The organism is Synechococcus sp. CBW1108 (assembly GCF_015840335.1).
Lineage (GTDB): Bacteria > Cyanobacteriota > Cyanobacteriia > PCC-6307 > Cyanobiaceae > Cyanobium_A.
Map to the genome: position 1 here is coordinate 1,161,029 of NZ_CP060395.1, position 13,182 is coordinate 1,174,210.

Consider the following 13,182-nt stretch of genomic DNA (forward strand, 5'->3'; position numbering starts at 1 on the left):
AAATGGATTGGTCCCTGCCGGAGCTGGTGCTGATGCTGGGCTTTGCCCATTGCCTCTGCGACTTTCCCCTGCAGACAGACAAGATGGCCATCGGCAAATGCCCCGGCTGCGGCCAGGTGGGTGTGGCCTGGGGCTACTGGATGGCCAGCCACTGCGGTACCCACGCCCTGGCTGTGGCCCTGATTACGGGAATGCCCTGGCTGGGGGCAGCTGAATTTGTAGCCCATTTCCTCATCGACCTACTCAAATGTCGCAAGCTGATCAATCTCGCCACAGACCAAAGCCTCCATCTGCTCTGTAAAGTTAGCTGGGCAAGCTGCAGCCTGGCGCTGATCTCATAACCATGGCCGGCTGAAATGGTCAATCTGGGAGTCCTGATGACAGCCCTGGGCTTGGTGATCCTGCTAGTAGCCCTATGGCTGATCTGCAGGCGCACAAAGCTGGCCCCGGTGCCCCTACGCCTACCAGGCCTGGCGATCCTGATCTGGATAGTGCACGCCAGCCTGCCGGCAAGCATTGCAGCGTCGGAGAATAAACTCTGGCTGGATTTAACCCTCCATCTGGGCCAAAGTTATGCGGCCCTGCAACTGGCGTTCTGGCTGACGCTGGAATTACCGGCTCCGATCAGCTGGTGGCCCCATCCGCCCAAGATCCTGCGCGACCTCGGCGCCCTGACCATCGGCGCCGCCCTCACCCTGATCGTGCTGCAGAGAGCGGCCGATATCAACGTGGTCGGCCTGGTGACCACATCAGCCATTTTGACGGCCGTTATCGGCCTGGCGGCCCAGGAGGCTCTAAAAGACTTGTTTGCAGGAATCATGCTGCGGGTCGACAGCCCGTTTGAAGAAGGCGATTACCTCGAGCTCGGCGATGATGTCAACGGTTGGGTAGTTTCCCTGACCCTGCTGAGCACACGCCTGCGCCATGTTCACGGTGCCTTAATAACGCTGCCAAACAGCATGATGTGGCAGAAAAACATGCGGCGCTTTAGCCCCAAAGGGCCGATCGCGCGGGAACTGCACATCAATCTCGACAGGGAACTACCACCGAACCAGGCGACTGAGCTGCTGCTAAAAGTGGCGGAAAGCTGCCCGAGTGTGCTGAAAAACCCAGCGCCGGAAGCAATTGTCTATGCCTATCACGACTACGCCAACACCTACGAACTTGAGGTTTGGCAGGAAGATCCGACCGACTTGGGCTACGACGAACTGAGGGGGGAAGTGCTCAGCCAGATCTGGTATGCCCTCGAGCGCATAGATCAACGGGTGCCCTATCCGATTACGGAATTCAAAAGACGCCTGGGTAGCTCAGGACCGGAGAGCCCTGTCAAATTCGATCTGGAAGATCGCATTGCAATTCTGGCCAAGAGCCCCCTGTTCGGCCAACTTACCGAAAGCCAGCTTGGCGGAATCTCCAGACTGACACGTTGCATCCGATTTGGCCAGGGGGAGAAAATAATCGTAGAAGGCGATGAAGGTAACACCCTCTACCAGATTGTTAGCGGCGAGGTTGCAGTTATAAAGAAAATGCAAGACGGTGAATTGCGCGAGCTTGCCCGCCTCAGCGCCCCGGCAATTATCGGCGAGATGAGTGTTTTCAACGAGGAGCCCCGCAGTGCCACAATTGAAGCATTGGGGTCCTGTGTGGTGCTGGAAGTTGAACGCGACGACCTGCGCCCACTCCTGCAGCATGAGCCGAAAGTGCTGGAGATGCTTGCTGCTGTGATTAGCCAGAGGAGGGCAGAATTACTGAAGCTCAGCTCTGAAACCAAGCTCCAACAGGAGGGCTCCCTGCTCAGCAAGATGCGAATGATGTTCCTGGGCCTATAGGGGTTTTGAGAAGCATGGGCTCTGATTGCCGTGGCAGGCAAAGCCCGTTATAACAAGGAAAATATTAAGGTCACGGAGCACGCCTATGGGCGATATTCGTGCTGATTGGTGCTGCCCATGGCCCTGCTGGATGAGTCAACGGAGGAGCTGCTGCAGGAGATTGCCCTTGAGCTCGCCTTTGTTCAATCAGGCGGCCAGAGCAGCATTGCTGCGCTGATCACCTCCCTAGGCAAACTCCAACAAATCGCAGCCGCCCAAGGAAGGGAAAAGGCACTGCAATTAAGCAGGGAACTGGGTGGCTGGCTTGTGGAGCTTGAAGCCCGTGGCACGGCCCTGGATGCAGGGGAACTGGAGGCGCTCCAGCAAAAATACCAGCCCCTTGAGAAGGCACTCTATGCCGAAGCAAACAAAACCGAAGCTGGATTTACAATCAATCTAGAAAGCCAGGACGACCTCGAACTACTCAATGAATTCTGCAACGAAGGCAAAGATCTGCTTTCACAGGTAGAACAAGGTGTGCTGGTTTTAGAAGAGGATCCCGCCCACAGGGAAACCCTAAACCAGGTATTTCGCGCCTTTCACACCTTCAAGGGCGGTGCTGGATTCCTGGGGCTCGAGCCCATCAAAGACCTAGCCCACAACCTGGAATCTCTCCTCGATGCGGCAAGGCAAAATAGTCTTGTCATTGACAGACATGTCATCAACCTGATCCTGGCTGGGGGGGATGCCCTGCGCAAGTTTGTGGATGGGATAGAGCAAACAATCCGTAGCGACAACAAAACGGCCCCAATCATCGTACCGACAAGGGAGCTGATCGAAAGGGTGCGGAGCACCCTCGATGGCAATCCTGGTGAGGTGACGGTCGAAAAGCCCGGCGAAACAAGCATGCTGGCCAGTGAACCGCCCAGTGAGCCCGCCAACGAAGCGAAAATCATTCCACCAATAGCCGAAATCAATAAGCCAATCCCTGCCACAGCCAAGGAAATAGAGGAGCCACAGACAAAGCCGAGCCCAAAACCAAAGGCGGCCAACCTCAGTAACTTTGTCAAGATTGATACCCAGAAGCTCGACGCCCTGATCGACCTGGTGGGGGAACTGGTGATAGCTAAATCGATGGTGGTGGAGCACCCGGTGGTGGCTGGGCAGCAATCGGAGGAGCTCTCGCGGGAACTGAGGCAGCTTTCACGAATTGCCGCCGACCTACAGCGCAATGCAATGTCGTTGCGAATGGTGCCGATCCGAACCACCTTCCAAAAGATGAACCGCCTTGTTCGCGATTTAGCAAATAGCCAAAACAAGCAAATCTGCCTGGTTACCAAGGGCGAAGATACTGAGTTGGATCGCAACATCGTCGAAGCCCTTGCCGAGCCGATGATTCACATGTTGCGCAATTCAATTGACCATGGTATAGAGCACCCCGCCGAGAGAGAAGGCCTGGGCAAGTCAGCTGCAGGAAAGATTGAAATTGAAGCCTGTCACCAGGCCGGTGGCATCTTGATCAGAATTGAAGATGATGGTCGCGGCATTGATCCTGCTCGGGTACTGGCAAAGGCAAGGGAAAGGGGCATTGTCGACACCGATTTCAATGGCAACACCAATGAAATCCTTAGCCTAATCTTCGAACCCGGCTTCTCTACGGCTGAAACAGTTACCGATGTCTCCGGCAGGGGCGTCGGCATGGATGTAGTGAGGGGAAGTATCTCCAGGCTGCGAGGAAGGATCGACGTGCAATCGGTGGTTGGCAAAAGCACAACCTTCAGCATTTATCTACCCCTGACACTGGCCATCATCGACGGTATGCTGGTGGGAGCTGGCAATCAACGCTTTATCATCCCAACCCTTTCGATTCAGGAATCGTTCAAGCCCACAGCAAGCATGCTGTCAACGCTTAAGGGACGGGGACAACTTGTAAATTTACGCGGAAGATTGATACCCATGATCAGTCTTTGCCAAAAGCTAAAAATCGACAGCGGCTCAGCCGACCCCTCCGAAGGCATTATCCTGATCATCAACTCTGGCGGTCAAGCCAAAGGCCTACTGGTAGACCATCTCATTAGTAAACAAGAAGTTGTTATCAAACCGATGGGCGAGACCCTCCAAAGCCAACCCGTTTATTCCGGGGCGGCAATCATGGGAGATGGACGGGTGGCGCTAATCCTCGATCCGGATGCTCTGGGTCGCAGCGAAAGCCCTAGGACAGAATCCCCTAGTTTAAGTAATTAACATGAATTTGAATGTCAAGCTTCTAATCAAGGCCAACGCTGCCCTGCTGACCGTGGCCCTAGTAGGCGAGGTCGCACTATTGACCATCCTGACTCGGCCCATGTGGATCAACCAGCGGCTATATGAAAAAATTGTTGACCACCACGACCTAGCAGGAGATCTTCAGCCGTCCCCCTTTGAGCTCCTCGGCCTGCGTGGCGAGGTCGCTCGAGCCCTTCTATCAATCAAAAACTCAGGACAGAATGAGCCTGCCCAGATTGCCACAAACCCGGCAATCAGAACCCTAGCACAGTATTACCGCGAGAGAGTCACTAAGTTCAGAGATCGACAGCAACTCTGGCTTGAAAATCCAAACTTTGAGCCCGATCTGCAGAATAAGTTTCGCAGCTGGACTAGTGGAGTCAGCCAGGAATACCTGAATGCCATCGGCAACAACCTTATCCCCGCCCTACAGGCAGGAAATCTAAAACGGGCTGCAGAAGTCGACCGGAATTTAGATGCTATCTATCGAGAACACCTCTCCGGCCTCGCCGGCGTAATAGGTACTAACAAGGCCGAAATTCAGGAACACGAAGCCGAAGCAGACAATGGCATCAGGGCAGCCACCCTCTGGATAATATTTAGCACCTTGGCCCTACTGGGATTGGGTTATTTCACCCTCTACCTTATGCAAAAAGTTGCCGTAACTCCACTGAGCAAGATTGCAGGCGAGCTGGGCGACGGCGCCGACCAATTCATTGAGGCCACCAGCAGTGTGGCAAACGCGAGCTATGAAATCGCAACCGGGGCCAGGCAGGTGGCAAATTCCAGCCTGCAGATGGCCCAGGGTGCCTCAGAGCAGGCGGCTGCTATTGAAGAAACCAGTGCCTCGCTTGAGCAGATGTCGAGCATGATCCATTCCTCCGCCAGAAATGCCGATCACGCCAAAACCCTGGCGGGCGAAGCCCAGGCAAGCGCCAGCCTGGGTAACACCAGTCTTGAGGCGATGGCGGTAGCCATGGGGGCAATTGAGAAATCTAGCAACGAAGTTGGCAAGATTGTAAAAAGTATCGACGAGATTGCCTTCCAAACCAATATCCTTGCCCTCAACGCAGCCGTAGAGGCGGCACGGGCTGGCGAGGCAGGCTCGGGCTTTGCTGTAGTAGCAGAAGAAGTGCGGTCTTTAGCGCAAAGGAGTGCGGCAGCCGCCCACGAATCCTCCCAGAAGATTGAGGCATCTATATTAAGTAGCAGGGAAGGGGCGCGCTGCCTAGACGGGGTGGGCGATTCCTTCGCCAAAATTAGTGACAAAGTTAAACATACCGATTCCCTTGTATCTGAAATTAGCTTGGCCACTAAAGAGCAAGCCCAAGGCATTGAGCACATCACCACGGCCCTACAGGAAATGAGCAAGGTTGCCCAAGACAACTTGTCTTCAATTGAAGAGATGAAAAGGGCTGCCGAACAAAGCGCAGGCGCCAGTCAGCAGATTGTTGGCGCAGCCGAACAAATGCGCAGCCAAGCCATGAGACAACACGAAATAACGGCAGACTTAAAAATAGTAATTGATGGCACCACCAGCTCCCCATCTAGCCATAGCAAACACACCCACCTAAGCCAAGCCAAGCCGCGCAGGGTTCTGGGGACACAGCCGCAGCCATCATCCGCGCTGCATCAGGGGCAAAGCCAGGCGGAATCAAACTATGATGAGCACTTCAGTGATTACTAAGGCAGGGGAGATGGCAATAGACGACATAGCCGTATACAACGATCTTCCTGAGGCGGGAAAGTTCCTTAACTTCCAGCTGGGCCAAGAACGCTATAGCCTCGCCGTAGCAGAGGTGCGGGAGATTATTCGGCTTTGCCCGATCACCCCGGTGCCGCGAATGCCTGAACATTTTCTCGGCGTAATTAATCTCCGCGGCAAGATTGTGCCAGTTATTGATTTGCGCCAGCGCCTCCATTTGCCCGGCTCGGAAGCAAAAGAGCGGGCCTGCATTATCGTTGTGCATCACCACACCGCCGCAAGCCCAGACCAATTAGTCGGACTGCAGGTAGACCTAGTAGACGAGGTGGTATTTATTGAACAAAGCGCCATCGAACCCGTACCAGACTTTTGCGACACGGTTGACAGCAAATTCATTCAAGCGATGGCCAAGTATAAAGATTCAGTTCTAGCAATTCTCAGCGTCGCTGAACTTCTCAAAGATGCCGGCAACCTCCAAGCCACTCCCGCCTTGGCACCGGAGCAAGACCAATGAAGCTCAATCTAAAAGTTCTAATTCGGGCCAATGCTGCCCTGGTAACAGTCGCATTAGTTGGCGAATTAATAGCTAGCACCATTCTCAGCAGAACGATCTCGATCAACAGCCCTGCCTACGAAAAAATTGTTGCCAGCAAAGATTTAATAGCAGACATATTGCCGCCACCAAACTACATTATCGAGCTGCATTATTACGTTACCCGGGCCATGCTGGATGCCAGCAACAGCGAAAATGGGAAGACTGTGTCCGGATCGGCGAATATTTCAAGGCTTAGCAGTGCCCTGCCAAGGCTTCAGCAAGCCTATGAAGAGAGGCTCAAATATTGGACTGCTAACAAGTATGTCACCGAAGAAGAACGATTTTTGCTGACCAAAGACTCAAACACCCCGGCCAGCAGCTACATAAACTTAGTCGGCTCAAGCCTGCTGCCAGCGCTGACTTCAGGCAACAGGCAGACCGCTTTGGCGGTATTTAAGGAGCTAGACAGACTGTTCTATGAGCACAGCGAAATGAATGCTAAGCTGGTCGACATTTCTAACCGGGAAATCATTAACAGCGAGCAGGAAGCCGCCGCCAGCGCCCAGCGGGCAAACCAAATCCTGCTGCTGATCACTCTTCTGCTGCTGGCATCAGCCTATACAGTGCTCTATCTGATGCAAAGGGATTTCGCCAGCCCTTTGGATAGGATTGTCAATGATCTTGGCAAGGGCTCAGGGCGCTTCCTCCAGGTTTCCAATCAGATTGCCGACTCCAGCAATCAGCTGGCCCAGGGCGCAAGTGAGCAGGCCAGTGCCATTGAAGAAACCAGTGCCTCCCTGGAGGAGATGTCAAGCATGATCCACTCCTCAGCCCGCAATGCTGATCACGCTAGAACTTTAGCCAGCGAATCCCAGCTCAGTGCCAGCGAGGGCATGGCCAGCATGAAGGAGATGACCGAAGCCATGGCCGCAATAGAGCGCTCAAGCAATGAGGTTGTCAAAATTGTTAAAAGCATTGATGAGATCGCCTTTCAAACAAACATTCTTGCCCTCAATGCTGCCGTAGAAGCTGCCAGGGCTGGGGAAGCCGGTGCGGGTTTTGCGGTAGTGGCCGAGGAGGTTCGCTCCCTGGCCCAGCGCAGTGCGGCCGCGGCCAACGAATCAGAAACCAAGATCGAGGCATCGATCAAAAGCAGTCGTCAAGGGGCCCAATGTTTAACTGGTGTGGGGGAATCATTCAGCCGAATTGGCAGCAAAGTTCAGGAAACTCACAACCTTGTTTCCGAAATTGCCCTGGCAACCAAAGAGCAATCCCAGGGCATTGAGCAAGTCACTATTGCCATTCAGGAAATGAGCAAAGTGGCCCAATCCAGCGCCATCAATACAGAGCAAATCGCCAGCGCAGCCGAAGAAATGCGCCAGCAAGCATCGATGCAGCAGCAGACCGCTGGAGCGCTGCGTGCGGTGATAGATGGCTCCTCAAACGAGCTGGCCAGTGAGCTGGATGGCAAAAATAGTTCGGCAAAACCAGAACCAACCGGCCCGCAAGATCGGCCAGATTCCAATTTAGATGAGCATTTTAGCAACTACTGATGGTTGTTAGCAGCACAGCAAGGCAGGGGCCGCCTGAGCAGCCCATGTCTAACTCTGTCTACCAGGGCATCTGTGAACTGGTTCATAAGCATAGCTCCATCAAGCTGGGCGACAACAAGCAAACAATGCTAACCAGCCGCCTGAAATCCAGGCTGCTGCAACTAGGGATCAAATCCTGGGACGAGTATTACCGCTATATCAGCCAAGGCCAGAATAATGCGGAGATCCATACACTAATCGACCTTGTTGCCATTAACCACACCCAGTTTTTCCGGGAACGGCAGCACTTTGATCGACTTGGCTCAGAAATACTAGATCAGATTTTGGCGGAATGCCCGGGCGCTGCCAGCAAATTATTAGCCTGGTCTGCAGCTAGTTCTACAGGTGAAGAGGCCTATTCGCTGGCAATCACCATCAGTGAGCACCTGGCCAAGCAGGCAGGCCCCAAGCCTGACTGGCTGGTATATGCCAGTGATATTTCCAGCAAAGCCATAAAAGCCGCCACAACGGCTATTTATCAGGAAGCGAACCTAAACCTACCCCAGCCTCAATTTTTACAGCGCTACTTCAAACGCGGCCGCGATATCTATGAAAGTAAATGCAGGGTCAAGCCGGAAATTCTCGACCACGTCAAAATTGAAAGAATTAATCTGTTCCAGGAAAGCTATCCGCTGCCGGCGCAACTTCATCTTATTTTCTGTCGTAATGTGCTCATTTACTTTGCCCAAGACTCCCAATCCCAGCTGGTTTCCAGATTGCATCACATGCTCACACCGGGCGGCTTTCTGGTGATAGGGCACTGCGATAGCCTGGCCTGCTTCAAGCATGATTTCCAATCCCTAGGTGGCGGTGTCTACCGCAAAAGCTCTTAGTCGCTTGCATCTCTACTCCCCATGACCAGAAAAATCCGAGTCTTGGTGATTGACGACTCTGCGCTCGTTCGCAAGACCATCACCGACACCCTGCAGATGGATCCTGATATCGAGGTTGTCGGCGTTGCCAACGATCCCCTGATCGCCATGGACAAAATTCCGAAACTCCATCCCGATGTGCTGACGCTGGACATGGAGATGCCACGCATGGATGGCCTTACCTTTTTGCGCCAGCTCAAGCAGGAGAACTCCCCCCTACCCGTAGTGGTGATCAGCTCCCTGACCCAGCAAGGCTCCAAGCTGGCCCTCGATGCCATGGAGGCGGGAGCCAAGGAGGTGCTTGCCAAACCCGACGGCAGCAGCTCCATCGGCGCCCTGGCCGGCAAACTGGCTTTTCACATCAAGGCCGCCGCCAGGGCCCGCAGGGATCTTGCCCCCCTGCCCACAACCAAACTCCAGCCCAGCCTGCCCAGCCGGCCCCGAGCGCCTGCGGGAATGGATCGCCGCCTGGTGGTGATCGGCTCCTCAACTGGCGGCGTCGAGGCCTTGCGTTACATCCTGCCCGCCCTGCCAGCCGATCTGCCGCCCATTGCCATCGTGCAGCACATCCCGGCCTACTTCTCCAAGGCCGTGGCCGAACGCATCAACGACCTCAGTGCCATGGAGGTGCGGGAAGCAGCCGACAATGATCCACTGCTGCCGGGCGTCTGCCTGATTGCCCCCGGGGACTATCACATGATGATCGTCAAGCAGGATCAATACCGGGTGCGCCTGTTGCAAACCCCGCCAGTTCACCACTGCCGGCCGGCCGTGGATGTGCTTTTCCGCTCCGCAGCGGCAGTCGCCGGAGCCCACACCCTGGGGGTGGTGCTCACCGGGATGGGGCGAGATGGGGCCCGCGGCCTGGGGTCAATCAAGGAGGCGGGCGGCTGTTCCCTGGCCCAAAACGAAGCCAGCAGTGTGATCTACGGCATGCCCAGGGCCGCTGTTGAACTGGGAGTGGTCGACCGCAGCGTCCACCTGCAGGCCATGCCCCAGGCCATTGTGGAAACCCTCAACACCATCAAACCCTGAGCCACTGGCATGGACGAAGCTGAACTGCCGGGCGCAGAGTTGCTCAGAGCTGCCCGCATCCTCGTGGTGGACGACAGCAAAATGCTGCGCATGGGCATTGCCCGCTCCTTGCGTCAACTGGGAATTGGGCAGATTGAGGAGGCCGTTGATGGCCAACATGCCCTGGAGCGGCTCCAGCAGGAAGCCTTTGATCTGATGCTGCTGGATATGGAAATGCCCCAGATGAATGGGTTGGCCGTGCTGGCACGCATGCAGGCCAACCCAGAGCTCAGGGGCTTGCCCGTGATTGTGATCTCTGGTGGTGAATCGATCGAAGAAGTGGTGGCTTGTATTGAAATGGGCGCCGAGGACTACCTACCCAAACCCTTCAGCCAGGTGCTGCTAAGGGCCCGACTGACCTCATCACTGGAGAAAAAAAGGCTGCGCGATCTGGAAATCATCCAGCGAAAACAGCTGGAATCCCAACACCTCAGGCTGATTCAGGAACAGGAAAAATCAGAGCTGCTCCTGCTTAATATTCTGCCGGTTGCCATTTCAGAGCGGCTCAAGGGTGGCGAGCAGCGTTGCGCCGACAGCCATGCCAATGTTTCTGTCTTGTTTGCTGATCTGGTGGGCTTTACCCGGCTATCCCAGGGCATGACCGCCAAACAATTGGTTGAAGTGCTGCATAGCCTCTTCTCAAACTTTGACCAGTTGGTCGAGCAGGCAGGCCTCGAAAAGATCAAGACCATCGGCGATAGCTACATGTTGGTGGGCGGCCTACCGGAAGCGCGCGACGACCATGCCAAAGCCGTGGTTTCCACAGCATTGGCGATGTTGGCGGCCATGGATCAGTTCAACCAGGCCAACCAAACAGATCTCAACATGCGCATTGGCATCCACAGTGGCCCGGTGGTAGCGGGGGTGATTGGCAAAAACAAATTCACCTATGACCTGTGGGGCAACACGGTGAATGTGGCCAGCCGGATGGAATCGAGCGGCACCCCGGGGCGGGTACAGATTTCTACCCAGACGGCCGAATTGCTGGATGACACCTTTGCCCTGGAATCCCGCGGACTGGTCCAGGCCAAGGGCTTGGGCGAGGTTGCCACCTTCTATGTCAACGGGCGCAGAAACGCACCTGCAGGCTGAGCCGATCCACAGGCGCTCCCAGCTCGGCCGGATCGAAAGGGGCTGCCTCCGCTGCCATCGCCATCTTCAGCCCAGGCCTGGAGCCCCCTTCCAGCAGCACCTCAATGGGCTTGAGCACCCCCTTAAGCCCCATGGCGCCAGCGAGTTCCAACCCCTGGGCGAGGGCGTCCTGATAGGCGGCCCGCAGCAACTTTGCCCGGGCGGCCCTATCCCCCGGCCGATCGGCCTCGGTCGCCACCGGGGCGAGCCGGACCCCGGGCAGGGAACCCACCCCCCGCACCAGGGCCTGCAGCCTGGCCGGCGCTAGCTGGCCAGACACCTGAAGGCTGGCCACCACCCGCTTAGGGCCGGTGCGACTGGCGGGCCGTTGCCAGGTGGTGGATGGTGAACTGACCTGCAGCTCCCTCACCTGCAGCGTCTGCAGGCTGCTGCGCACCGCAGAGAGATGGCCCTGCAGCTGCGCTAGGGCGGCATCACTGCTTGCGGCCTCGGCCTCCACCGCCAGGGAGAAGCGAAGGCTGGCCGTGGTCCGCTTGCGTTCCGCACTGCCGCGGGCCTCTACCAGGGTACCTACGCAGGAGAGATGCACCTGGGCCTGGGCCAAGCCGGCCGCGGGCAGGGCCACCAGCAGGCTCGTCAAGGTTGCTGAAAAGAGCGAGCTGCAACGTCCTGGCACGGTTCGTCATCTTCCATCAGCATGGTGACCAGCCGGAGGTCGCGCCGCAAGCCATGGCATTGCTGCAAAAGCTCCTGCCGTCGCTGGTTCCGGCCGTGCTCATCGGGGCCGGTCTGTTGCTGGTGCAGCGGTTGCTGCGGCAGCGAAAGTTGCCAGAGCTGCCGCTGCGCCTCTCCCTGCTGGCCCTGCTCTGCTGGGCCCTGCTGCCGCTGCTGAACGACTTGCCCGTCTCAGCGGGCTACCGGCCATGGCTGGCCCTGCTCGACGAACTGTTTCTGGCGCTGGCCGGCCTGAGGGTTGCGCTCTGGCTGCTAATGGAGCTGCCAGCTGGACTGGGCTGGTGGCGACGACCGCCGGAGTTGATGCTGCAGCTGCTGATGCTGGGCGCCGGGGCGGTGGTCACCGTGATCGTGGTGCGCGAATTAGCCCGGGTTGATCTGGTGGGCTTGCTGACCACCTCCGCAGTGCTCACCGCCGTGCTCGGCCTGGCAGCCCAGGAAACCCTCAAAGATCTTTTTGCTGGCCTGGAATTGCAGCTGGGAGATGATTTCAGTGTGGGGGACTGGCTGGAGCTCAGCGACGGAGCACGGGGCATCGTCGAAACGATCACCTGGCGCGACACCATGCTGCTGACCCTCGACGGGTGCCGGCTGGTGATCCCCAACAGCAAAATCACCGCCGAGCTGATCATCAATCGCTCAGCCAGCGGGGTGATCAGCAACCGCTTCGAGGTGGGATTGGACTATGACTACCCACCTGACCGGGCTCTGGCCATGCTGGAAAGCGTGGCCCGTCAGAACGCCAGGGTGTTGGGCGAGCCCGCTGCGAAGGCATCTCTGAAGGCCTTCGGCGATAGTGCGATCACCTATGAGTTGCAGGTCTGGCAGAGCGAATCGGGGGATCGCGCCCACCTGGATCTGCGCAGCGACCTTCTGAGCCAGATCTGGTATGCCCTCGAACGGGACGGCCAGCGGGTGCCCTATCCCGTTCGGGAAATCCAGCGCCGCCGACCCCAGGAGGCCTCAGCCAGGCTTCGGCTCCCCTCCCCTGAGGCCTGTGCCACTGCCCTTGGCCATTCAGACCTGTTCGGCATCCTCAATCAGAACCAGCTGGAGCTGGTGATCAGACTCAGTCGGCTGATGAGCTTCGCCCCCAGGGAGGCGATCGTGCTGGAGGGGGCGGAGGGGGAATCGCTCTACCAGGTGCTGCGCGGCACGCTGGAAGTGACCAAGCAGATGGCGAGTGGAGAACGTGTTGAGGTATGCCAGCTCGGGCCTGGCGACGTCTTCGGTGAAATGACCCTGTTCACCGGTTCCCCGCGCAGCGCCACGGTGCGGGCGGTTCGGGAATGTCTGCTGCTGCGGGTGAGCCGTGATTGCATGCGAACCCTGCTGGAACAGGAACCCTCCCTGCTGGAGCGCCTGGCCTTAATCGTGAGCACCCGGGAAGCCGAACTGAACAACCTCAGCCTGGAACCACCCCAGGAAGCGAACAATGCCCTGGTCGAGTCCATGAAACGGCTGCTGCTGGCCTGGAAAAAACCATGATGTTCAGGTGGCTGCA

11 protein-coding genes are annotated in these 13,182 nt (G+C 56.9%); 10 read left to right on the forward strand and 1 reads right to left on the reverse strand.

The genetic code is table 11. The features are described 5' to 3' along the window. Nucleotides 1-2 precede the first annotated feature (2 nt). The 9 genes from H8F27_RS06320 to H8F27_RS06360 all read left to right on the forward strand — a co-directional run bounded on the left by H8F27_RS06320 (nt 3) and on the right by H8F27_RS06360 (nt 10,943). Nucleotides 3-341 (forward strand): DUF3307 domain-containing protein, encoded by a 339-nt coding sequence (locus H8F27_RS06320; RefSeq protein ID WP_231596556.1) that lies wholly within the window; start codon nt 3-5, stop codon nt 339-341. A gap of 36 nt (nt 342-377) precedes the next feature. Continuing rightward, on the forward strand, nt 378-1,829 hold the full coding sequence (locus H8F27_RS06325; RefSeq protein ID WP_197152276.1) for a mechanosensitive ion channel family protein: 1,452 nt from the start codon (nt 378-380) through the stop codon (nt 1,827-1,829). A gap of 117 nt (nt 1,830-1,946) precedes the next feature. Then, entirely contained in the window at nt 1,947-4,052 is a 2,106-nt protein-coding gene (locus tag H8F27_RS06330; RefSeq protein WP_197152278.1) for a chemotaxis protein CheA, read from the forward strand. Between the two features lies 1 nt (nt 4,053). Further along, nucleotides 4,054-5,760, forward strand: a complete 1,707-nt coding sequence (locus tag H8F27_RS06335) for a methyl-accepting chemotaxis protein (protein WP_197152281.1) — start codon at nt 4,054-4,056, stop codon at nt 5,758-5,760. Between the two features lie 10 nt (nt 5,761-5,770). After that, entirely contained in the window at nt 5,771-6,292 is a 522-nt protein-coding gene (locus H8F27_RS06340; RefSeq protein ID WP_197152283.1) for a chemotaxis protein CheW, read from the forward strand. Next, nucleotides 6,289-7,866: a methyl-accepting chemotaxis protein gene (locus tag H8F27_RS06345; RefSeq protein ID WP_197152285.1), complete on the forward strand. Its 1,578-nt coding sequence runs from the start codon at nt 6,289-6,291 to the stop codon at nt 7,864-7,866. The genes H8F27_RS06340 and H8F27_RS06345 overlap by 4 nt, the downstream gene beginning before the upstream one ends. Nucleotides 7,867-7,910: 44 nt before the next feature. After that, nucleotides 7,911-8,738 carry a protein-glutamate O-methyltransferase CheR gene (locus H8F27_RS06350; protein ID WP_197152286.1) on the forward strand — a complete coding sequence of 276 codons (828 nt, stop codon included), beginning with the start codon at nt 7,911-7,913 and terminating at the stop codon, nt 8,736-8,738. Between the two features lie 21 nt (nt 8,739-8,759). Then, nucleotides 8,760-9,812, forward strand: coding sequence for a chemotaxis response regulator protein-glutamate methylesterase (locus H8F27_RS06355; RefSeq protein ID WP_255517746.1), 1,053 nt, complete (start codon nt 8,760-8,762; stop codon nt 9,810-9,812). A gap of 9 nt (nt 9,813-9,821) precedes the next feature. Next, nucleotides 9,822-10,943, forward strand: a complete 1,122-nt coding sequence (locus tag H8F27_RS06360) for an adenylate/guanylate cyclase domain-containing protein (protein ID WP_197152291.1) — start codon at nt 9,822-9,824, stop codon at nt 10,941-10,943. On the opposite strand, the gene H8F27_RS06365 is transcribed toward H8F27_RS06360, so the two are convergent. Further along, nucleotides 10,912-11,583: an SIMPL domain-containing protein gene (locus H8F27_RS06365; protein WP_231596557.1), complete on the reverse strand. Its 672-nt coding sequence runs from the start codon at nt 11,581-11,583 to the stop codon at nt 10,912-10,914. The genes H8F27_RS06360 and H8F27_RS06365 overlap by 32 nt on opposite strands. 89 nt (nt 11,584-11,672) lie before the next feature. On the opposite strand from H8F27_RS06365, the gene H8F27_RS06370 reads away from it, so the two are divergent. Then, nucleotides 11,673-13,166, forward strand: coding sequence for a mechanosensitive ion channel family protein (locus H8F27_RS06370; RefSeq protein WP_197152300.1), 1,494 nt, complete (start codon nt 11,673-11,675; stop codon nt 13,164-13,166). The last annotated feature ends 16 nt before the right edge of the window (nt 13,167-13,182 follow it).

What these genes read in the sequence shown, in the direction of transcription:
- H8F27_RS06340 (WP_197152283.1), top strand. Translation starts at nt 5,771, where the DNA reads ATGGCAATAGACGACATAGCCGTATACAACGATCTTCCTGAGGCGGGA.
- H8F27_RS06320 (WP_231596556.1), top strand. Translation starts at nt 3, where the DNA reads ATGGATTGGTCCCTGCCGGAGCTGGTGCTGATGCTGGGCTTTGCCCAT.
- H8F27_RS06370 (WP_197152300.1), top strand. Translation starts at nt 11,673, where the DNA reads ATGGCATTGCTGCAAAAGCTCCTGCCGTCGCTGGTTCCGGCCGTGCTC.
- H8F27_RS06345 (WP_197152285.1), top strand. Translation starts at nt 6,289, where the DNA reads ATGAAGCTCAATCTAAAAGTTCTAATTCGGGCCAATGCTGCCCTGGTA.
- H8F27_RS06350 (WP_197152286.1), top strand. Translation starts at nt 7,911, where the DNA reads ATGTCTAACTCTGTCTACCAGGGCATCTGTGAACTGGTTCATAAGCAT.
- H8F27_RS06355 (WP_255517746.1), top strand. Translation starts at nt 8,760, where the DNA reads ATGACCAGAAAAATCCGAGTCTTGGTGATTGACGACTCTGCGCTCGTT.
- H8F27_RS06360 (WP_197152291.1), top strand. Translation starts at nt 9,822, where the DNA reads ATGGACGAAGCTGAACTGCCGGGCGCAGAGTTGCTCAGAGCTGCCCGC.
- H8F27_RS06325 (WP_197152276.1), top strand. Translation starts at nt 378, where the DNA reads ATGACAGCCCTGGGCTTGGTGATCCTGCTAGTAGCCCTATGGCTGATC.
- H8F27_RS06335 (WP_197152281.1), top strand. Translation starts at nt 4,054, where the DNA reads ATGAATTTGAATGTCAAGCTTCTAATCAAGGCCAACGCTGCCCTGCTG.
- H8F27_RS06330 (WP_197152278.1), top strand. Translation starts at nt 1,947, where the DNA reads ATGGCCCTGCTGGATGAGTCAACGGAGGAGCTGCTGCAGGAGATTGCC.